The following is a 20,390-nucleotide window of genomic DNA, read 5'->3' on the forward strand; positions in this document are numbered from 1 at the left end:
AAGGAGAGGTTCTTTATATTCTATGTCCTATTTCAAAATACTGTCTACAACAGCATCCACAATCATGTCATTCGCAATCGGACCGGTGTACAGCCAGCTTGACAAGTCAGCATCGAACTCATGGACGTTGCCGTTAACAACGGCCGGGAGACTTGTCCAGATCGGGTCCTTCAGGGCTTCGGAGCCTGTTGCCGCATCACTGTTAATCAGGAAAATGTGATCGGTGTCCAGTTCAGCCATAGCTTCAAGCGATAGCGATCTCCAGATGTTGCCTTCTCCCTCAGAAATTTCAGTAACAATTGAAGGGACCTTCAAGCCGAGGTCTTGATACATTACCGCACCGCTGGATTGATCGTCCACGACAATCCAGAAGGTACCGCCAACCAGCCAAATCGCTGCGGCTGACGGGGAGCCAGCGGCTTCAATCTTAGCCTTGGCCTCGGCAGCCTTAGCATCATAAGCTTCTAGCGAGGCTTGCACTTCGGCTTCCTTGCCAACAATCTTCCCAATCTCGGCAAAGGCTTTGCGCCAATCGGCATTAATCTCACTGCCCAAAGCATAGGTTGGGGCAATTTTATTGTAGGAATCATATTTGTTGTCAGCGATCAGTGACTCATCCCCAATAATAATGAGATCCGGCGAGAAGCTGGTAACGGACTCGAAAGGCAAGTCATGGGCGATAACAGGGACATCCTTAAAGTAGGATTCCAGATAGTCCATTGGGGAATCCCCCACAGACCATTGTGCAACAGGAGTTATATCCAGTGCAGCCAGATAGTCCTCCAGGTATGAAGCCAAAATACGCTCCGGATTGGCAGGGATCGTAACCGTATGTCCTAATGGATCCGTCAACTCGCGCGGACCGCTTGGTTCAGCATCAGGTTGGGTATTAGTGCTTGCCTGCTCTTCATTGGCAGCAGGAGATGTATTGGTATTTGACCCCTCCGCAGGAGAATTGCCGTTATTGCTTGAGCAGCCTGCTAGCACCGTTAGAATGGATACGATAAGCAGTAAGGATTTGAAGTGAATTTTCAAAGCATGAGCCTCCCTTTATGTTCTATACAGATAATGATAATCAATATCATCTACAATGTCTAATTCTATCGTGGACAGATCAGATGTCTATACCCATTTGTCTTCGTTTTTATGCACAAAATGATTATGGGTTTTTTGGTTCACAGGGTGCTGCAGCAACTCTTCCATCAGATCAAGCTGGCAATATAGCGAGTAGACATCGTTAGCATGATAAAGATTGCGATCGATATAATAAATTTTCGGATGCTTGGAGGCCTCTAATTCTGCCCATACAGGGTGCTCCAGGAGATCCTTGATATAGGGCATGTCCCGATCTTTATAGGTGTAGCTAATAATCATGTGATCGGCCGCGAAGAGAGGAAGATGATCGAGCTGAATTTCTAATGGCATTCCTTTGCCGATCACACGCTGTGTAACCGAGGCCGGGGGCTTCAAGCCAAGCCCGCGAAATAAATTATAGCCGCCTCTTCCGTGAAAGTCGTTGAGCACCCAAATGCTGTGATTCGGGGATAGCTCATAAAGTCCGACCGTCTCATCGGGCTGAATAAACTGAAGCAGTCTTTGCCGCAGAGCCTCGGCCTTCTGTTGATAGTTCATCATGGACCGAGCGGCCGCTTCGGTCTTGTTTAAAATTTGAGCGAGCTGGTGAAACCGATCGAAGGGGTCGCCATAAGGCACGACAATGGTGGGAGCTATATTTTCCAACCGCTGGATGAAGGTTGCGCCGATCCAGATCGGTGCAATGATCAGATCCGGATTCAGTGCAATCACCTTTTCTACATCCTGTCGCCCAACATCGATCACATCCGCCAATAGGTTCCGCAAAAAGGGATTGGCGTGCAAGCCGAAAAAGGAGGCCGCTCCCACAGGCGTAATGCCAAGCGCAAGCAAATTACCCACCCAATCATAAATAACGATTCGCTTCTCCATTGCTGCAAATGAGCTGGGAGAATAGCCGGTAATCTGTTTGAATTTCCTGCTAAGATAAAGTCCGTTGGTGTATCCGACAGCATTAGCAATGTCGTTCAGTTTTTTGTTGGTGGTAAGCATAAGGGATTTCGCTTTTCTGATGCGAAGTTTTGATAAATAATGCGAGAAGCTGTCTCCTGTCTCTTCCTTGAAAATCCTGGAGAAAACATGAGGATGGAATCCGGCCAGCTGTGCCAAGTCCTCCCGGGTGATCTGCTGCTTGTAGTGCCGGTCAATATAGTCGATCACCTGCTGAATGGAATAGGTATGCTGTTCTTGTGGATTCATAGGAAGCGTACGTTCCTGCTCCAGCAGCAGAATCAATTCGTATAGCAATGCCTGCTTGGTGTAAGCGTGGGATTGCTCCTCCTCCAGCACATACAGACGCTTGACAAGCTCAAAGACTTGGAGGTAGGATTGGACGAAGATTTCTCCATCGGCCCTCCATGGCTCCTGCAAAGGCTCGTAGACTATTTCCTGCTCAGGTGTGAAGGCGTTTTTTTTCAATATATCAAAGGTTAGCCTGTACAATACAAGATCATCGGCTTCAGCTCCATGCAAGTCGAAATACCGATTGCGATTACATAGAACGACAGTCCCCTGCTGCAGCAGAATCGTATTTTGATTCACTCGAAGCTTCCCTCCGCCCTGAAGAATGTATAGCAGGCAGTAATGCTGGCTCCATTCGCGAACAGGCTGTTCAGCAGCCAAAATGGTCAGTCTTTTGATACTGTGGAAGGAAAATAGCAGATCCAATTCGCACGCTCCCAATACATATTCGCCATCTTGCGCAACTAGCGGTTATGGCCTATACTCGTTTTGTTATAGTTTTCTCAATTGAGAATCATTATCAACATCAACTAACTGCAAGTATAACATGAATAGCAATGATTTTATATAGAATGGAGCAATTCTAATGCTGCAACGGAGGCGCGTGGCGATTGCCACAATCATAGGCATGGCAGGATTGATAGCGATACTGGTTAGTATTGTGCTGTCCGTAATTCTCGGCTATGCGGATATTAAGCTGCAGGTGATATGGGATGCCCTATTTCACTTTGACCCGGCCAATCGGGAGCACCTCGTGATTCAGACGATTCGCTTGCCCAGAGTATTCGCGGCAGGTATTGTTGGCACATGCTTTGCAGTTACAGGGGCGATGATGCAAGGGATGACAAGAAATCCGCTTGCTGATTCAAGCCTGCTTGGCATCAATGCAGGAGCAGGTCTTGTGTTGGCGCTCAGCTTCGCCTATCTGACCAATGTATCCTATAACTTCATTTTGCTGCTGTCCATTTTCGGTGCGGCAGTCGGGGCAGCTCTGATCTACGGCATTGGATTCGCCGGGAAGAACAACTCCTCATCCTTAAGACTGGTGTTGGCGGGAGCAGCTGTTACGGCCTTGTTTAATGGTCTGAACGAGGGGCTTTCCTTGTATTTTGGCATTGGGCAGAATATTGCCTTCTGGTATGCATCCGGTGTATCGCGTGTGACCTGGAGTCAGATTGTGTATGTTACGCCATGGTTCGTGGCAGGGCTCGTATGTGCGCTCGTATTGTCCCGCTCGGTTACAATTCTGAGCATAGGCGAGGATAATGCGCGGAGCCTTGGCCTTAAGATAGGACAGCTAAAGCTGGTCATCGCCGTTGTTGTACTGGTGCTGGCCGGGATTTCGGTTGCCCTGGTAGGAGGTGTCGGGTTCGTAGGTCTGATTGTTCCGCACTTGGTCAGGAAGCTGGTGGGACAGGACTATCGTCTGGTCATCCCCTGCTCAGCGGTATTAGGTGCTTTGTTGGTCATTTTAGCAGATCTGTTTGCCCGGACAATGAATCCTCCGTTTGAAATTCCTCTGTCTGCAGTAACAGCAGCCTTAGGCGTGCCTTTCTTCTTATATCTTGTGCGTAAAGGGGGAAGGATGGAGCGATGAGAAATAAGAAATTTATCGGCTGGCTATTTGGTTTAAGCGTTGCATTAGTCGTTGCAATGTTGTTGAGTGTAAGGATCGGCACTGTTGAGCTGTCGTACAGTGATATCTGGCAAATTCTGATCGGCAAGGGTGATCAGCGCCTTCGCATGGTGTTTATTGATTTCAGGCTTCCCAGAACAATGATCTCAGTCATGATTGGGGCGGCTCTGGCCGTTTCGGGCGCGATTATGCAAGGCGTGTCTCGAAATTCACTGGCTGACCCCGGTCTCTTGGGCATCAATGCCGGGGCAGGTCTGATGGTGATGCTCTATGTGTTCTTCTTTGGCATTAGCGCAAGCTCATCCATCTTTCTGTTGCCGTTGCTCGCACTGATTGGGGCGTCCGCGGCAGCATTGCTAATCTTTATATTGGCCTATAAGAAGCAAGAAGGCTTGTCCCCGATTCGTCTGGTGCTGTCGGGGATCGGAGTTGCGGCAGGGATTAGTGCGGCTATTACAATATTAACGATTCAGTTCAACCCGCAGCAGTATCAGTTCATTGCTACCTGGCTGGCAGGGAGTATTTGGGGAACCAGTTGGATGTTTGTGCTCGCATTGCTGCCCTGGCTTGTCGTGTTGCTGCCTTATGTATACAGCAGATCTAATGTCCTGAATATACTCATGCTGAGCGAGGATACCGCCTCCGGTCTGGGTGCACGAATTACGCTTGAGCAGCTAAAAATGCTTGCTGTTGCCGTAGGACTGGCTGCTGCGGCAGTGTCGGTGAGCGGAAGCATCGGGTTTGTTGGTCTCATCGCTCCTCATATTGCCAGAATATGTGTCGGTGCAAGGCATCAGCGTCTGCTGCCGATTTCCGCTCTGTTTGGAGCTCTATTGGTCACTATTGCCGACATATTGGGAAGATCCCTTATGAACGGAAACGAAATCCCGGTAGGAGTAGTTATTGCTGTCATTGGCGCTCCATACTTCATTTTCCTGCTGTTAAGAGCAAAGATATAGGAGATCAAACGGCCCATGGGGTCAATACCTGCCTGAGAAAACGGGAAAAGCCGCCCTGTCGCGAGCTGTTCCCGTGTTTTTTTGCATTGAAGCTGTTTTGGACATCTGCCATAATAGGAACAATCAAATGAAGGCTTTGTTAGAAAAAAGAAAGACAAAGGAAAGCAGAGGAGGCTAAGGTTCTATGAAAGGAATCATTACTGTGCTCGGCAAGGACAAGGTAGGTATCATTGCGAGGGTCTGTACCTATCTCGCCGGACAGAACGTCAACATTCTGGATATTACACAGACGATTGTACAAGGGTATTTCAATATGATGATGATCGTCGATATTTCGGCTCCTGCCAAGAGCTTTGAAGAGGTAGTGGAGGAGCTTCATCAAATCGGTGTAGAGCTTGGCGTAGAGATCAAGCTGCAGCATGAGGATATTTTTAATACGATGCATCGGATCTAGGAGATTACGACTAATTCAGAATCAGGCACAGGAGGAATTCGATGATTACGCTTGGAGAAGTGCAGGAAACGAATAAAATGATTCGGGAAATGAATCTCGATGTGCGGACCATTACGATGGGCATTAGCCTGATGGATTGCGCGCATTCCGATCTGGCAGTATTTAACCGAAATGTTTACGATAAAATTACCCGGCTGGGCGAAAACCTGGTCAAGACGGGGGAGGATCTGGAGCGCCAGTTCGGTATTCCAATCGTTAATAGGCGGGTATCGGTAACTCCGATCTCCATTGCAGCTGGCGGGCTAAAGACGGACTCATTTGTTCCTGTAGCCGAGACGCTGGACAAGGCAGCCAAGGAGATTGGTGTGAACTTCCTGGGAGGCTTCTCGGCTCTGGTGCATAAGGGCTTCACAGAGAGTGATCTTAAGCTGATTCATAGCATTCCTGAAGCACTGGCTGTAACGGAGAGAGTCTGCTCTTCAGTTAATATTGGCACCTCCCGCAGCGGGATTAATATGGATGCGGTGAAGCTGATGGGCAGCATCGTCAAGAGAACGGCTGAGCTGACCTCTGACCGTGACTCTGCGGGCTGCTCCAAGCTGGTTATTTTCTGTAATGCGGTAGAGGACAATCCCTTCATGGCAGGAGCCTTCCATGGCGTAGGCGAGCCGGAATGCGTCATTAATGTCGGCGTCAGCGGACCGGGTGTTGTGAAGCGTGCCTTGGAGGAGGTTAAGCACAAGGACTTCGAAAGCCTCTGCGAGACGATTAAGCGAACCGCGTTCAAAGTAACCAGGGTGGGTCAATTGGTGGCGCAGGAAACCTCGAAGCGTTTGGGTGTTCCCTTTGGCATCGTTGATCTGTCATTGGCTCCCACACCGGAAATCGGCGACTCGATTGCGGAAATATTTCAGGTCATGGGGCTGGAGGAAGCAGGGGCTCCCGGTACAACAGCGGCTCTGGCTATACTGAACGACAATGTGAAGAAGGGTGGAGTCATGGCCTCTTCCAATGTAGGCGGACTTAGCGGCGCCTTTATCCCGGTCAGTGAGGATCATGGGATGATTGAGGCTGTACAGAAGGGGGCGCTGACGCTGGAGAAGTTAGAGGCAATGACCTGTGTCTGCTCCGTGGGGCTGGATATGATTGCAATCCCGGGCGACACTAGCGAGTCAACCCTCTCAGGAATTATTGCCGATGAAGCGGCGATCGGGATGATCAATAACAAGACGACGGCCGTCCGCATCATTCCGGTCATTGGCAAGGGGGTTGGCGAAATCGCCGAATTTGGCGGTTTGCTTGGCTACGCGCCGGTCATGCCGGTTAACGGCTTTAGCTGCGCCAGCTTCATTGACCGCGGCGGCCGGATTCCAGCGCCGATTCATAGCTTCAAGAATTAATTTGCGCAAGGAAACTCACAAGGCAGTTAGGAGGTTCCCCAGTTTACTTTTGGGACACCCTAACTGCCTTTTTATAGAAAGAAATTGCCCGCGTTTTTCCATGATATTACGTTTGCCATAAATCCAACTTATGTTAGCATATATAAACTAAAGAACTTAAAGGCAGCATTTGACGTGGTAGAAGAGTCGAAGAACTCCCTTTGTCTCACCGCTTTTAAGAAGTGCGAGTAGGAAGCACGAGTAGGAAGCATGAGCAGCAGGAAGTGCGAGGAGATTTGTACGTTTTTTCGCATAAATTGTTCCCAAACCTGTTCTAATGGATGCGTATTATACGAAAAACCATACAATTAGTAAGGTAAGCTGCTCGAAAATTAAAAAAATGTACGGTTTTTCATATAAAACACTCTTCATTATCTTTAAAGAAGCACTCTTTGTACGAAAAATCGTATAAAACGGCCATCCCTTTCTGTGCATATACTCCAGCATGAACGGCTGTATTTCAGATATATGAAAACGCTGTCAAGACCCGTGTAGATATGAGGTTTAGGAGTCTAAAGATTTAGAGTTTTAAAGATTTGGAGATTTAGGAATGTAGAGACTATGGAGGAATCGGGATGAGCGGACTTTGCAAAATATTGATTGTCGATGATGAGCTATTGGTCCGGCAAGGGATCAAGCATCACTTGAACTGGGAGCAGCATGGCTTTCAGATTGTTGGCGAGGCTTCCAATGGCAAGGAAGCACTGGAGATGATCGAGCAGCTGTCTCCGGACATTATAATTACGGATATCGTCATGCCGGTTATGGACGGAGAAGAGTTTGTCCGGATTCTGAAGACGCATTATCCCCGGATCGAGGTTATTGTGCTTAGCAGCTACGGCGAATTTCATTACGTCCGATCGACCTTCCAGAGCGGTGTTGCCGACTATATTTTAAAGCCGAGACTGGAAACCTCCGAACTGCTGCAGGTACTGCAGAACACGGCGCGGAAAATCCCCGGATTGAATTACATGGCCCAATCCCGGAGCGGCGAGCTGTCGCTGGATCAACTGCTGGAGCGGCTGTTGGCCGGTTACGAGCCGGAGGATCAGGCGCAGCTTCTCAAGTTTTTTCCGCATCGGTCCTTTGTGCTTGCAGGCGCAGATCTTAGCGGGGTCTCTGGTGATCTGCATAGTTACATGGCAGGGTTGGCCTCCAGCCTAAAGTCTTGGCTGGAGGAAGGCTCTGTTCCGGCCGTACCTAAAGTGATCGCCGCAGAGAGCAAGCAACTGTTGATGCTTGTCAACATGCCTCAGGAGAATGAAGGACAAGTGTTTCGGCTTGTCAAAGAATTTGTTGCGGAAAAATCGAGCGGCATGCCGAAGCTGGTATGGGCTGTAAGCTCAGGGTTTGCGGATTTGCTCAAGTTAGAAGCGGTTTATCGGGAGGAATGGCTCAGACTGCTTTCTTATCGGTTCTATTTCCCGGATCATAGCTGCTTGCAGGCAAGTGAGCTGCCGGCTGTCCTGGAAGTGCCTGAATTTGATATGAAGCAATTCCTGGCGGATCTGCGGAAGGAGCAATATCATGGGGTATTTCACCGTTTGAGGGAATATGTCGGCAAGGCGGCCAGCAATTACCGGGTTCCTCCTTTTGAATTCAAATCGTTCCTGGGCAACGCCATCTTTAATATGACCGTGGTAATGACAGAGGGCAATGAGCGCATGAAGGAACTGGATCAGGTGAAATATGATTATTTCAAAGCTATTGATGAAGCGAAGAGTGTGAGCGAGGCCGTTACCTGGATGAACGGATTTCTGGAGATGGCGGAGCAGCTGGCTGAAGCGCATACGCCGCTGCCTGGAGAAGCGAATATGAGAAGGCTGCTGGAATATATTGATGAGCATTACAGTGAACCGCTGAGCCTTGGCACGCTTAGCAAGCATTTTCACTTCAATCCGTCGTATTTATCCAGCTATTTCTCAACCCACAATGCAGAAGGGTTCAGCGAATACCTGAACAAGATCCGAATCCGCAAGGCGGCGGAGCTGTTGTCTGCCAGCACGTTGACGATTTCGGAGATCAGCGCCCAGGTCGGCTACGGGGATCACAGTTATTTTACGAAAGTGTTCAAAAAACAGACAGGGGCATCTCCGAGCCAATACCGCCGGGATCAGTACGGCAAGAGGGCCGAGCTATGAAGAATCGGTTCAGGAAACCGGGAGGACAGCGCCTTTTCACCAAGCTGTTCCTGATTATGACGGTCAGTATTATTGCGGTCTGCCTGCTCACTTCGTTAATTACGATTCGGATGTCGGAGCGTCTGTTTGCGGAGACATTCAGTATTACCAACGGCAAAGTATTGCAGCAAATCCAGACCAGTCTAAGCTCCTTTCATGATTCGATTGTGAACGCATCGACATTTGCGACCCAAAGCGGCACGGTGAAATCCTATTTAACCAGCGAAGAGTCGGATTCGGTCTCGATGTCCAAGCTGTACTATCGGATGTCCGAGCAGGTCAATCAGATGAGCTCGAACCTGGGAGCCTTTGATGTATCGGTCATGATCACGGGGGTTAATGGCCGAAGCTATTCCACGGATCGAGCCTATTGGCCTGTAACGAACAGTGAGCTGGCGAAGGATCCGTTAACCGCCAGAGCGGTTGCCAATGCGAACCGGATATTGTATCAATATGATCAGCGAATGAACGGGGATGAGGCGGAGCATTTTCTTATTGCTTCAAAGGCGATGGTGGATCGGACAAGCGGTCTTCCTTACGGGATGCTTTACGTTTCCATTCGGGAGCAGGAGTTCAGACGCTTCTTTGCTAATTTTACGAGTGTAGGCAATGATGTGGTCGTATTGGACAGCACCGGCAAGATCGTATCCAGCAACCGCCTTGAGCTGATCGGCAGTGCTGAGCCTGAGCTGCTGGAGGATGCGGAAAGGATCGTCAGCGACCAACTCGATTATCAGAGCGGAGCCGTGTTCGGCAAGGAACGCATTATTTTATCTAACTATCTGCCGTCCTACGATCTTTACTTGGTGAATTTGATCGACCGGCAGTATACGGCGGGACAGATCATTAATGTTCAATCCGTGGCGTTGGCCTGTATTCTCATTATTTTGTTTGCGCTGCTGGTTGTCTTTATCATGTCGAGAAGGTTGACGAGTTCTTTGACACGGCTTGTCCGGCAAATGTCTACCATTACCAAAAGAGACTTCGGCAACTATATCACGGTGAAAGGCGGGTTTGAAGTTCAGGAGCTGGGCAAAGCATTTAACTATATGCTGGATGAGCTTAACGATTATATCCGTCAACTGCTGGACACTCAGAAGGAGCAGCGAAACGCCGAGCTGGCAGCATTGCAGTTCCAAATCAATCCACATTTTCTGTACAATACGCTGGCATCGATTAAGATGCTGGTTCAGAAGGGAAGCAAGGAAACCGCGGCGGATACGATTAACGCCCTGATTTCGCTGCTGCAAAATACGATCAGCAATGTCAGTGAGACGATCCCGATCGAGCAAGAAATGGAGAACATGCGGAATTATGTGTTCATTAACCATGTGCGCTATGGCGACCGGATCAAGGTCAATTATTTCGTCTCGCCGGATTGCCTGGAGTATGAAGTGCCTAAGCTGATTATCCAGCCATTTATCGAGAATGCCTTCTTCCATGCCTTTAATGAAAAAAATGAAGGAACGATCTATATTCTTATTTCCAAGAATGAGAATACTCTGGTGTGCGAAGTGGTCGATAATGGGGACGGGATGGAGTTAAATGGGGAGACGAATGTGCTGCCGAACTCAAAAAGCCATCGCCAGCTCTTTACAGGCATCGGTATTCAAAATGTGAATCATCGGATCAAGTTGCTATACGGGGAGACGTATGGCGTGCATATTTCCAGCACAAAAGGAGAAGGAACGAAGGTTAGGATCATCATGCCGCTCCTGTCGAAGCTGGATGGAACAGAGGAACTGGAGGGCGAAACTAAATAAAGTACCAGAATCTAAAAATTAGACGAATCATGTGAATGCGCTTTCCTCCAAGGTGTAATAAAAACACCAATCGCTATAAAGATATTTCTAACCTCCGAAAAAACCAGGGTGCTATCATAAATACAGGAAGTGGAAGCGCTTTCTAAAAAGATAAGTAGGGGGATGTACGGAATGAAAAGACGGTTTCATTACTACTTGCGAGCTTGATGCTGATGCTCACCTTATCCGCTTGCTCGGGCAATTCCGGAGGTGCGTCCGGTTCGGGCGGCTCGGAAGGCTCGGAGAATACGGGGACAACCAATTCTGGCGGCTCTGGCGGCAGTCAGGAAGTCACAGTCTGGGCATGGGATCCTAACTTTAACATTGCGGCCCTCAAGCTGGCCAAGGAGAGATTCGAAGCCAAGCATCAGGATATCACCGTCAACATTATTGAGTATGCGCAGGATGATATTATACAGAAGCTGAATACCGGGCTCAATTCAGGAACTACAAAAGGATTGCCGAACATCGTGCTGATTGAAGACTATCGGGCGCAGAACTTCCTGCAGGCTTATCCGGATGCATTCCGCGATATGTCCGATGTCATTAAATCGGATGACTTCGCAGAGTACAAAATCGGCCCGACAAGCTATGACGGCAAGCAATTCGGCGTACCTTTCGATTCCGGCGCCACCGGATTGTATATCCGTACAGACTATTTGGAGCAAGCAGGCTATACCGTGGATGATGTAACGAATATCGATTGGAATCAATTTATTGAAGTCGGCAAAAAGATCAAGGAAGTGACCGGCAAGGACATGCTGACACAGGACCCTAACGATCTCGGTCTGATTCGGGTAATGGCTCAATCCGCCGGATCATGGTACCTGAAAGAGGATGGCAAAACACCTAATATTGCAGATAATCCGGTAATCAAGGAAGCGCTTGAAACCTACAAAGCGATGTTTGATGCGAATATCGTCAAGATGAATTCGGACTGGAGCCAATTCCTGGCGGCCTTTAACAATGGGGACGTCGCTTCGGTTCCAACAGGGAACTGGATCACGCCTTCTGTGAAGGCGGAAGCTTCGCAATCAGGCAACTGGGCAGTCGTACCTATCCCTCGTCTCGGCGGCAGCGCGGAGTCGGTCAATGCTTCAAGCTTGGGCGGCAGCTCCTGGTATGTCATGAACATGGACGGACAGGATGCGGCGGCAAGCTTCCTGGCGGAAACCTTCGGCTCGGACAGTGAACTGTATTCCGATCTGCTGGAGCAAATCGGCGCGATCGGCTCCCTGAAGGCAGCTGCCAGCGGATCGGCCTATGAGAAGGCGGATGATTACTTCGGCGGACAGAAGATCTACGCGGACTTCGCGAAATGGACAGAAGAAGTGCCTAAGGTCAATTACGGTCTGCATACGTACGCAATCGAAGATATTCTGGTCATTGAAATCCAGAACTATCTGAACGGCAAGGATGTGGACAGCGTCATGCGCGATGCTCAGACACAAGCCGAATCACAGCTTCAATAAGCTCTGAGGGCCAAGCAATAAAACCTTGCGCTGATTCCGGTTCAAGGTTTTATTGCTATCTATTCAACCTGTCAGCCGAGAGAAAAGGAGATGAAGCTGAAGATGAAAGGTTCTGGATCACCCCGACGCCTGAAAGCTGCTGCCGTTGGCTGGTCTTTCGTTACACTGGCCGTATTGATGATTGTTGTCTTTTATTTTTATCCGATGATCCAGGCTCTAATGTTGTCCTTCCAGACCGGAACCGGAGCGAACTTGAGCTTTAACGGAATTGATAACTATAAGCGTCTGTTTACGGACTCCATGTTTCGGACCGCTGTTAAAAATACATTTATCTATTTGATTGTGCAGGTGCCGATGATGGTGCTGCTGGCCCTGTTCCTGTCGACACTGCTTAACGACCGGACTCTGAAATGGAAAGGCTTCTTCCGGACTGCCATCTTTCTGCCGTGCATTACCTCGCTGGTTGCGTATTCGGTTATTTTCAAATATTTATTTGCGGGAGACGGACTGGTTAATTCGTTGCTGCTCAATCTCCATCTTGTATCCGAACCGATCCAGTGGATCACGCATCCGTTCTGGGCGAAGATTACGATTATCATTGCCATTACCTGGCGCTGGACCGGATACAACATGATCTTCTACTTGTCCGGCATGCAAAATATCGACCCGGCAATCTATGAAGCGGCAAAAATAGACGGGGCCTCGTCCAGCAGACAGTTCTTCGGAATTACGATTCCGATGCTGAAGCCCATCATTTTGTTCACTTCGATTACCTCCACGATCGGCACGCTGCAGTTATTCGATGAGGTCATGAACATTACAAAAGGCGGGCCGGGAAATGCAACAGCTTCGATATCGCAGTACATTTATGACCTGTCATTTAAATATTCGTCGGACTTCGGCTATGCGGCTACCGTCTCGTACTCGATTGTCATTATGATTGTCGTGCTCTCCATCATCCAATTCAAAGTGGCAGGTGATCGCAATGGTTAAGGTCAGAAGACTCTCCATGTACTTGTTCCTTTCTGTTGCCGCGTTCATTTCTATTTTTCCGTTCTTGTGGATGATTGTCAGCTCGACGAACGCTTCGGTGGATGTTACCCGCGGGCGATTGCTCCCAGGCATGCACTTGATGGACAATCTGCGGAATTTGCTTGAATCCGTGAATATATTAAATGCAATGAAGAATTCCCTGATCGTCTCCGTGTCCACCACCTTGCTGGCGCTTTTGATCGCTTCACTGGCCGGATACGGCTTTGAAATCTATCGCAGCAAGGCGAAGGATGTTGTCTTCAACATTTTGCTCTTGTCGATGATGATCCCGTTCGCAGCGATGATGGTCCCTTTATATCGGCTGTTCGGCAAGATCACGAATCTTGTTCCGCTGATCGGTATTGATACACTGGCAGCGGTGGTGCTGCCGACCATGACGACGGCCTTCCTGATCTTCTTCTTCCGGCAGAGCACAAAAATGTTTCCGAAGGAGCTGCTGGAGGCAGGCCGAATCGACGGCTTGTCTGAACTAGGTCTGTTCTATCGGGTATTCGTTCCGACGATGAAGACGACCTATGCAGCGGCAGCAATCATTACCTTTATGAGCAGTTGGAACAATTATATGTGGCCGCTGATCATTCTGCAGACCCCGCAGAAGCAGACGATCCCGCTCTTGATCTCCACGCTCGGCTCCAGCTATACGCCGGACTACGGGCTCATTATGCTGGCGATCGTCATCTCGACCATTCCAACTGCGATTGTATTTTTTGTCATGCAGAAGCATTTTGTGGCAGGAATGATCGGCTCGATCAAGTAGTGAGTAACATATATGTTGAATATATGACTGTACGTTGGGGGCAACGTGTGAAGTATGCTTACGATCGTTGTTGTTCGCGGATTTCTATGATTGAACTAAGTTCTAATAGGGGAGAAATCCGCTCACAAAGGCGAACGCTTTCTGCTGCTCGCTAACGGACATTTTAGCCTCTTAGCAGACTTTTTCTCATGATTCGAAGGGTTAACGGACATTTCGGGCGCTTAGGACGCTCAAACGACTCTGGTTCACTCGATTCTACTCTCTAAGCAGCCAAAATGTCCGTTACAATTCTGGTTCATCCAAAGGCGGACCGTAAGGAGACATAATGTCCGTAAGACAAAGTACTTACTTCCCTTAGACCAACTACTTACTTCCCTTAGATCAAATGCACCGTATTGCTTATATTGGTAAACAGAGTTGATCCCTGCTATATCGAATGTACAAAGAAACCGTCTCCTATTGGTTTATGGTTGGGTGGTACCACCAGTTTCCAGAGAAGGGTTTCTTTTTGTTTGACGAAATGAAAGAGGGTGCCTCTTACTTAATATCGGCGATGTGTGCAATCAGTCTAACCAAACGCAGTCCACAATGTCCCTGTCCACTTTAACAAATTCTTCGTCTATAAATACAGCTGCCCAACCATGTTCTTCATCCCATGGACAATCAAGCACCAGTATCACACACACATCGACATGCTGCGACTCATACTCGTCTATTGCTGTTTTGCTTTTGGCGTAGATACTGTCTTCCAAAGCATAGAGCGTAACATTTGTGCCTGTATGCTTTACAAGGTCTGCGGGCGACTTCATTTCCGGCCAATACTCTTTATTTTGCTCCTCGTCATCAGGACCCCATTGTTCGTACATATCATCATAATAAAGAGTGATAAAGGCTTCTAACATCTCAGTTTCCAGTGCAGGTGTCCATTTTTCTAATAGTCTTTTACAAGCGGCTATGCCCTTTTCCGCATCTTCGCAACAATCATCTTGAATCTCAAACTGAATTGGATTTAATAGTGTCTTTCCCCACATGATATTTCCTCCGAAAGTATAAGTTCTCTTTATGTAAACAATGAGCAACTCGAGTTTTGTATAGAAAAGCATACCACATTTTTCAGCAACCTTTCACCAGCTTTAGCCAACAATTGATTGAACTTATACTTGATAGATCTGAACAGGTGAAGTATAGGCCAGGCTATCCAACCGACTCAAGTAGCTTTTTTTCAGTGCCTCAAATTTATCCATTCCCGGACTGAAACTCAAATCAAGTCTATGTCAATATCAGAGCGCGTCTTTTCACGAAACACCATGTGCCACTCCACATGTTCCACCGGCTCAAAATGCAGCGCGGAGCAGGCCACCCGGAGTTTACCTTGGTTGCCGCGACCGAACACGACAGCGGTTGGGTCATTCGCCCCAGCGCTGGTACCGATGCAGAAAACATCGCCGTTTGCCTGCGGCTCCATTGGGTCGTTGTGTTTTTGACGTGGGCGGTCGCCCCGCGCGCAATCCGTGATCATAAAAGATTACGGATGGACGTAATTCCCTGCTGTATTCATCGGACTGACAGCAAACACCATCTCGCCAAAGCCACGTACAAAGCAAAAATGAATGCCGTCAACACCTGCCCACCCGATCATTCTCGCCCCCTTTGGTGTACAGAAATAGGGGGGATCGTTTTGTCTTTGTTCCAAGCCGATATGAGATCCATTTATATCCAGCTTCAAATATTTTTTATATATTGTCTTCATTATGTCCTCACTTTACATAAAATCAAAGTAATAACGAATAACATGAAAAAGAACAGGAGAAGTATAGGCCAGGCTATCTACCCGACTCAAGTAGCTTTTTTTCAATGCTTCAAATTTATCGTCAGCCCCGATCAACAAATCTCGCCGCAGAACGGAGACGGTCAGGCTGCCTAAATAACCGCTTAAGCTAATGAGCATACCGGATACGAACCCGAAGGTTGGGGTAAGCGGAGTAAGGTAAGGGTAAATCAAATAAGACACGGCGGTTGTTATGAAAAATGCACAAATGAAGCCTTCCCAGGTCAAATAGGGATTAGCGGTAGGAACGACTTTGTGCTTGCCGAGAATAATCGAAGCCAGATGATGTACGACATCATTTAACTGCGTTAACACGACCAGAAAAAGTACAAGTCCCGCTCCGTATTGCGGCGTTGCAAATTGAAAGTAGGCTAAATGGCTGAGTCCGAACACCATGAGCATCAGTCCCCATTGGGTCGAACTGACACTGCGCAGGAAGCCAACCGTCCCTTTGTTGATGATTCGTGGTAATGGCAGGAACAGGAATACATAGATGGGGATGAAAATAATAAACATGCCGTACCATTCGATATAAATCCAGTAGAATTGCACAGGGATCGACAGGTAGGCCCACAGATATATCCGGCGATCGGCTTTCCTTGATCGAATCATGGTGAAATACTCCTTTAATGCAAAGAAGGTAAGCACCATAAGGGACAATAGGGAAACTACAGGATTGAACAGGGTAGCCAAACAAAATATGAAGAACATCCCCCACCAGGTTTTGATACGTATACTAATGGCAGAGTAGTCCTTGAGAGGTTTGACTTTTCCCAGCACATAATAAACCAGATGGATAACAGATAAAATAATAAATATAAGGAGTAACGTATAGTATGAGCTGTCCATTGCTAATCACCATCTTCTTGCAAGATAAGGATTCCATAGAAGGAAGTGTTCCCCAAAGCAGAGTTTTCAGCATCAGCAACCTTCAGCAGGGATCATATGTTATTATGAAGGAATAGTTCACACTTGATAAGGGGAAATTTCGTAAATGGCAGCAGATTGCTCGGTCTTTATCTTACTTACGAATACAGGAACGCTTTTCACAAAAATGATTAAGAGCTATACGAGGGCGCCTTATAATCATGCCTCTATTTCTTTTAATCGGGAGCTTTCCGAGCTGTACAGCTTCGGGAGAAAGAAACCCGGCAATCCTCTAAACGGCGGATTTGTACGGGAAGACATCAAGACGGGCACCTTCAGCAAATATCCGAATACGACGTGTGTTATTTACGAGCTTCAGGTATCTGAACGCGAGGTTGAAAAAATGAAACGCGTCCTCCAGCTTTTTATAAAACAGCGTAATAAGTACTTGTATAACATTCTGGGCGTCATTGGTATTGCGTTAAAAGAGCCGGTGGAATTTAGCAACTCCTATTTTTGCTCACAATTTGTTGCAGAGATTCTGGAGCGTTCCGGCATCAAGCTGTGGAACAAGCTGCCTGCGCTCGTTACACCGGACGATTTTCGGCAAAGCGACCGGTTGCATTTGATTTACGAAGGTAAATTAAGTGATTATAACGCAGAAGCGTGAGATGAATGAAACGTCTTTTCTCAGTCAGGTGGAGGGGGATCACTGATAGGGGGGCATCCGGAGGGGCTGGGTCAGTCCCGCTGTCCCAAAAGTTGTTTAGTGAATTTTTTTCCATTACATTCGCCATATGACGCTCAAACCCCATTTTAGTGAAAAATCTTCGCTTACATTTCCAATAATGATGGATTTCCCTGTTTTAGCCCGCGCTAAGGTCAAAAATTTCACTAGAGATGCTCTCGGACGATTTTCCTGAAATTTAATGTCCTTTTGTTCACTGCAACCAAAAACAAAGGAACTAAGCGAGAACATATCGCTCAGTTCCTTGGCTTCTTTCAAATCTCCTCCTGGACAGTCCACTTCCGCTCACTGCTCTACCGATTAGTTTTGCTTGGCATACCATTCCGAGTATTGCTTTTGATATTCGGCGATGTATTTATCCAAGCCCGCAGCCTTTAACTTCTCCAGCGCTCTCGGATAGACTTCATCGTAATCGACGAACCCGCTGCCAATGGGAGCCAGGTATTCCGTGAACACACCGTTCAACTTAGTTTCTTCATTCTTGACAGGGGTATTATCGAAGTTGAAGCCAGCCCCTTTGGAAATGATTGCTCCGTCATCCCATGCTTTATATTCGGCAATGAAATCCTCCGGTACGGAATTATCGAAGCGCATGAAGTTTTTGTTCATCAACAGCCAGTCAGGAATCAGCGCATCATTGTTGATTTTCGTTAGACGGCCATTTTCATCCAGTGTAAAGTCGGTTCCTTCGATACCGTAGGCGAACAGATCATACAACTCCTGGTTCTTTTGCAGCAGGTTAAAGAACATGACGTAACGCTCGGGATCCTTCGCTGCGGAGGATACGAAGAAGGCGGTGCTGTAAGTGCCGCGGCTGATTTTTGGACGTCCTGTGCCCAGGAAATAATTGGCCAGCTTGGCTCCTGGTACGGCTTGCGTGATGGTTGCAGCTCCTTCGAAAGGACGTGCCGCTGTCCCTGCCCAGAAAATCGCTTTGCCCGAGTTCCAGTCGGATTGAAGCTGTGGCGTATTGGTTGCGGCATATTTAGGAATGATGCCTTTTTGATACCAGCCGCGCATCAGCTCGGCGTATTTCTTGAAATCCTCGGATTCGAACCAGCTGATGATTTGATCGTCCTCTGCGGACTCGTCCAGCGCAATGAATTCATTTTGCCAGTAGAGATTTTTATCTGTATAGTCGTAAAGCAGCATGCGGCGCGCATCGGTACTGGCGTATCCGATCAATTCCGGATGAAGCGCATGGACCTTGTCATAGAATTCTTCCAGTTCCGCCAGCGAGGAGACACTTGTCATTCCGACCTCTTCCAGCAAGTCCTGGCGAACGAGCACACTGTAGAACTCTGCGGAATTCGGCTTGTTGCCGACCGGAATCGCATATTGCTTGCCGCCCAACTGGAAGGCGGTGAAGGAAGCTTCATCCACATTCGCGCGTAAGTCCGGAGCGGCGTCCAGATAAGGCGTAAGGTCAGCATATACCCCCTTGGCAACTGACTTTACCATGTAATTGATGTCCGTATAAGTCGCAAAGTCCTCGCCGGTAGACAGCATCAAGTCGGTCTTGCCGCCGGCATATTCACTCCATGGAAGGAACTGAAATTCAACCTCGGCGTTAATCTCCTGCTTGATCACATCGTAAAATTCGGTCTTGGCCAATTCCTTCATTCGATTGGTCTCGTCGCCATAGAGCACGATAGTTAATTTGGCGGGAGCCATGCCAGCATTCTCGCCTGCGCTCCCTTCCTTGCTGCCTGCATTCGTGTTAGCGCTTCCGTTATTGCCCGAAGAACAAGCGCTTAGCAGAAATGCGAATGTCAGGAACAAGCTTAACCAGACTCTGTTCTTTTTCATCTTAACCCCTCCTGAAATATATTCAGCCTTACGGCTTATATTGCAAAGGCAGGCGATTCCTCTCCGTATGGTACTATGGTACACCAAAATGCCACCATGAGCCGCAGGAATCTCTGCCTGAAGCAATCTTGCAAATGAGTTCGGACGTCCTGGGCGGAAATCAGCCCTTGACCGAGCCTACAACAATGCCTCTGACAAAGAAGCGTTGGAGAAACGGATACAGAATCGCAATGGGCAGAACCGTCAGACAAGTCATGGCCATCTTGGCGGTCTCCAGCGGCGGAGCGATGATCGCGCCGCTCACCTGGGCTGCGTTGCCGGAAGCCAGAAATTGAATGTTAGCCATCATGTTGTACATCATGTATTGAATCGTGTAGAGCTCCTGATTGGATACAAGCATGAGCGGCAGGTAGAAGTCATTCCAGAACTGCAGCGCATAGAACAATGAGATGGTAACGAGTCCGACTCTTCCTAAGGGAATCATCATGCTGAAGAAAATACGCATATGGCCTGCTCCGTCCATCTCTGCCGATTCCATAATCTCATGCGGAATACTGCGGAAATAGTTGGTCATCAGGAACATGAGAAACACATTCAGCAGATAGGGAACGAACAGCCCGATCAGCGTGTCGTTCAAGTGATAATATTTGGTGCTTAGCAAATACCAGGGCAGCGTGCCCCCGCTGAACAACATCGTAAAATAAGCGAAGAAGGCGAGCACATTTTTGAATCGGAAGCCTTTAACCGATACGACATAGGCATAAGCCGTGGTAACCAGCACCGCTGAGACTGTGCCAAGCGCCGTTACAAGCAAGGAAACGGAATAGGCCCTAATAATCTGCTCCGCCTTTGAACCGAATAGAAACTGATAGGTTTCAAGCGAAAATCCCCGGGGCAGGAAGGAGTAGCCTTCGGCAGCGATTCTGGCTTCCGTCGACAACGAGCCGGATACAGCCAGCACAAACGGGATCAGGCAAATAATCGAGAAGATCGCAATAAAGCAATAGAAGAAGATCATCAGCCCTTTGCTTTCTGTGGTTGCCATTTTGATA

The 20,390-nt window shown here is 48.1% G+C and carries 19 protein-coding genes; 10 read left to right on the plus strand and 9 right to left on the minus strand.

Annotated elements, in window-relative coordinates; translation table 11 throughout:
• Nucleotides 1–27 precede the first annotated feature (27 nt).
• Complete coding sequence (locus TX85_RS04725; protein ID WP_044477959.1) at nt 28–1,035, minus strand: ABC transporter substrate-binding protein; 1,008 nt, start codon at nt 1,033–1,035, stop codon at nt 28–30.
• A gap of 87 nt (nt 1,036–1,122) precedes the next feature.
• A complete protein-coding gene (locus tag TX85_RS04730; protein ID WP_044477960.1) occupies nt 1,123–2,760 on the minus strand; it encodes a helix-turn-helix domain-containing protein in 1,638 nt (545 codons plus the stop codon).
• 160 nt (nt 2,761–2,920) lie between these two features.
• On the opposite strand from TX85_RS04730, the gene TX85_RS04735 reads away from it, so the two are divergent.
• The 9 genes from TX85_RS04735 to TX85_RS04775 all read left to right on the plus strand — a co-directional run bounded on the left by TX85_RS04735 (nt 2,921) and on the right by TX85_RS04775 (nt 14,086).
• Nucleotides 2,921–3,931, plus strand: a complete 1,011-nt coding sequence (locus TX85_RS04735) for a FecCD family ABC transporter permease (protein ID WP_044477962.1) — start codon at nt 2,921–2,923, stop codon at nt 3,929–3,931.
• On the plus strand, nt 3,928–4,929 hold the full coding sequence (locus tag TX85_RS04740) for a FecCD family ABC transporter permease (RefSeq protein WP_044477963.1): 1,002 nt from the start codon (nt 3,928–3,930) through the stop codon (nt 4,927–4,929). Before TX85_RS04735 ends, TX85_RS04740 begins: the two co-directional genes overlap by 4 nt.
• Nucleotides 4,930–5,113: 184 nt before the next feature.
• On the plus strand, nt 5,114–5,383 hold the full coding sequence (locus tag TX85_RS04745) for an ACT domain-containing protein (protein ID WP_044477964.1): 270 nt from the start codon (nt 5,114–5,116) through the stop codon (nt 5,381–5,383).
• A gap of 44 nt (nt 5,384–5,427) precedes the next feature.
• Nucleotides 5,428–6,783: a PFL family protein gene (locus tag TX85_RS04750; protein WP_262362644.1), complete on the plus strand. Its 1,356-nt coding sequence runs from the start codon at nt 5,428–5,430 to the stop codon at nt 6,781–6,783.
• 614 nt (nt 6,784–7,397) lie between these two features.
• Entirely contained in the window at nt 7,398–8,963 is a 1,566-nt protein-coding gene (locus TX85_RS04755; RefSeq protein ID WP_044477966.1) for a response regulator transcription factor, read from the plus strand.
• The gene (locus TX85_RS04760) at nt 8,960–10,765 is read left to right on the plus strand and encodes a cache domain-containing sensor histidine kinase (protein ID WP_044477967.1); all 1,806 of its coding nucleotides are present in this window, start codon (nt 8,960–8,962) and stop codon (nt 10,763–10,765) included. Before TX85_RS04755 ends, TX85_RS04760 begins: the two co-directional genes overlap by 4 nt.
• A 206-nt stretch (nt 10,766–10,971) precedes the next feature.
• The gene (locus TX85_RS04765; protein ID WP_044477968.1) at nt 10,972–12,276 is read left to right on the plus strand and encodes an ABC transporter substrate-binding protein; all 1,305 of its coding nucleotides are present in this window, start codon (nt 10,972–10,974) and stop codon (nt 12,274–12,276) included.
• Nucleotides 12,277–12,378: 102 nt separating this feature from the next.
• The gene (locus tag TX85_RS04770) at nt 12,379–13,269 is read left to right on the plus strand and encodes a carbohydrate ABC transporter permease (RefSeq protein WP_044479807.1); all 891 of its coding nucleotides are present in this window, start codon (nt 12,379–12,381) and stop codon (nt 13,267–13,269) included.
• A complete protein-coding gene (locus TX85_RS04775; RefSeq protein WP_044477969.1) occupies nt 13,262–14,086 on the plus strand; it encodes a carbohydrate ABC transporter permease in 825 nt (274 codons plus the stop codon). Before TX85_RS04770 ends, TX85_RS04775 begins: the two co-directional genes overlap by 8 nt.
• A 563-nt stretch (nt 14,087–14,649) precedes the next feature.
• Here the strand turns inward: TX85_RS04775 and TX85_RS04780 are convergent.
• From TX85_RS04780 to TX85_RS04795, 4 genes are all read right to left on the minus strand, one after another.
• Entirely contained in the window at nt 14,650–15,117 is a 468-nt protein-coding gene (locus TX85_RS04780) for a DUF6985 domain-containing protein (protein WP_044477970.1), read from the minus strand.
• Nucleotides 15,118–15,344: 227 nt separating this feature from the next.
• Nucleotides 15,345–15,551 (minus strand): hypothetical protein, encoded by a 207-nt coding sequence (locus tag TX85_RS04785; protein WP_148444324.1) that lies wholly within the window; start codon nt 15,549–15,551, stop codon nt 15,345–15,347.
• Nucleotides 15,552–15,611: 60 nt separating this feature from the next.
• The gene (locus tag TX85_RS26235) at nt 15,612–15,779 is read right to left on the minus strand and encodes a hypothetical protein (protein ID WP_222860695.1); all 168 of its coding nucleotides are present in this window, start codon (nt 15,777–15,779) and stop codon (nt 15,612–15,614) included.
• Between the two features lie 69 nt (nt 15,780–15,848).
• Nucleotides 15,849–16,763 carry a phosphatidate cytidylyltransferase gene (locus tag TX85_RS04795; RefSeq protein WP_044477973.1) on the minus strand — a complete coding sequence of 305 codons (915 nt, stop codon included), beginning with the start codon at nt 16,761–16,763 and terminating at the stop codon, nt 15,849–15,851.
• Nucleotides 16,764–16,908: 145 nt separating this feature from the next.
• Between TX85_RS04795 and TX85_RS04800 the strand changes: the two genes are divergently transcribed.
• On the plus strand, nt 16,909–17,451 hold the full coding sequence (locus TX85_RS04800) for a hypothetical protein (protein WP_044477974.1): 543 nt from the start codon (nt 16,909–16,911) through the stop codon (nt 17,449–17,451).
• 114 nt (nt 17,452–17,565) lie between these two features.
• Here TX85_RS04800 and TX85_RS04805 read toward each other — a convergent pair whose 3' ends face one another.
• From TX85_RS04805 to TX85_RS04815, 3 genes are all read right to left on the minus strand, one after another.
• On the minus strand, nt 17,566–17,787 hold the full coding sequence (locus TX85_RS04805) for a hypothetical protein (RefSeq protein ID WP_044477975.1): 222 nt from the start codon (nt 17,785–17,787) through the stop codon (nt 17,566–17,568).
• A gap of 42 nt (nt 17,788–17,829) precedes the next feature.
• Entirely contained in the window at nt 17,830–19,338 is a 1,509-nt protein-coding gene (locus tag TX85_RS04810; RefSeq protein WP_044477976.1) for a DUF3502 domain-containing protein, read from the minus strand.
• A gap of 160 nt (nt 19,339–19,498) precedes the next feature.
• A complete protein-coding gene (locus TX85_RS04815; RefSeq protein ID WP_044477977.1) occupies nt 19,499–20,383 on the minus strand; it encodes a carbohydrate ABC transporter permease in 885 nt (294 codons plus the stop codon).
• Nucleotides 20,384–20,390: the final 7 nt, after the last annotated feature.

This window comes from Paenibacillus antibioticophila, from assembly GCF_000455265.1.
In the GTDB taxonomy this organism is placed as follows: domain Bacteria; phylum Bacillota; class Bacilli; order Paenibacillales; family Paenibacillaceae; genus Fontibacillus; species Fontibacillus antibioticophila.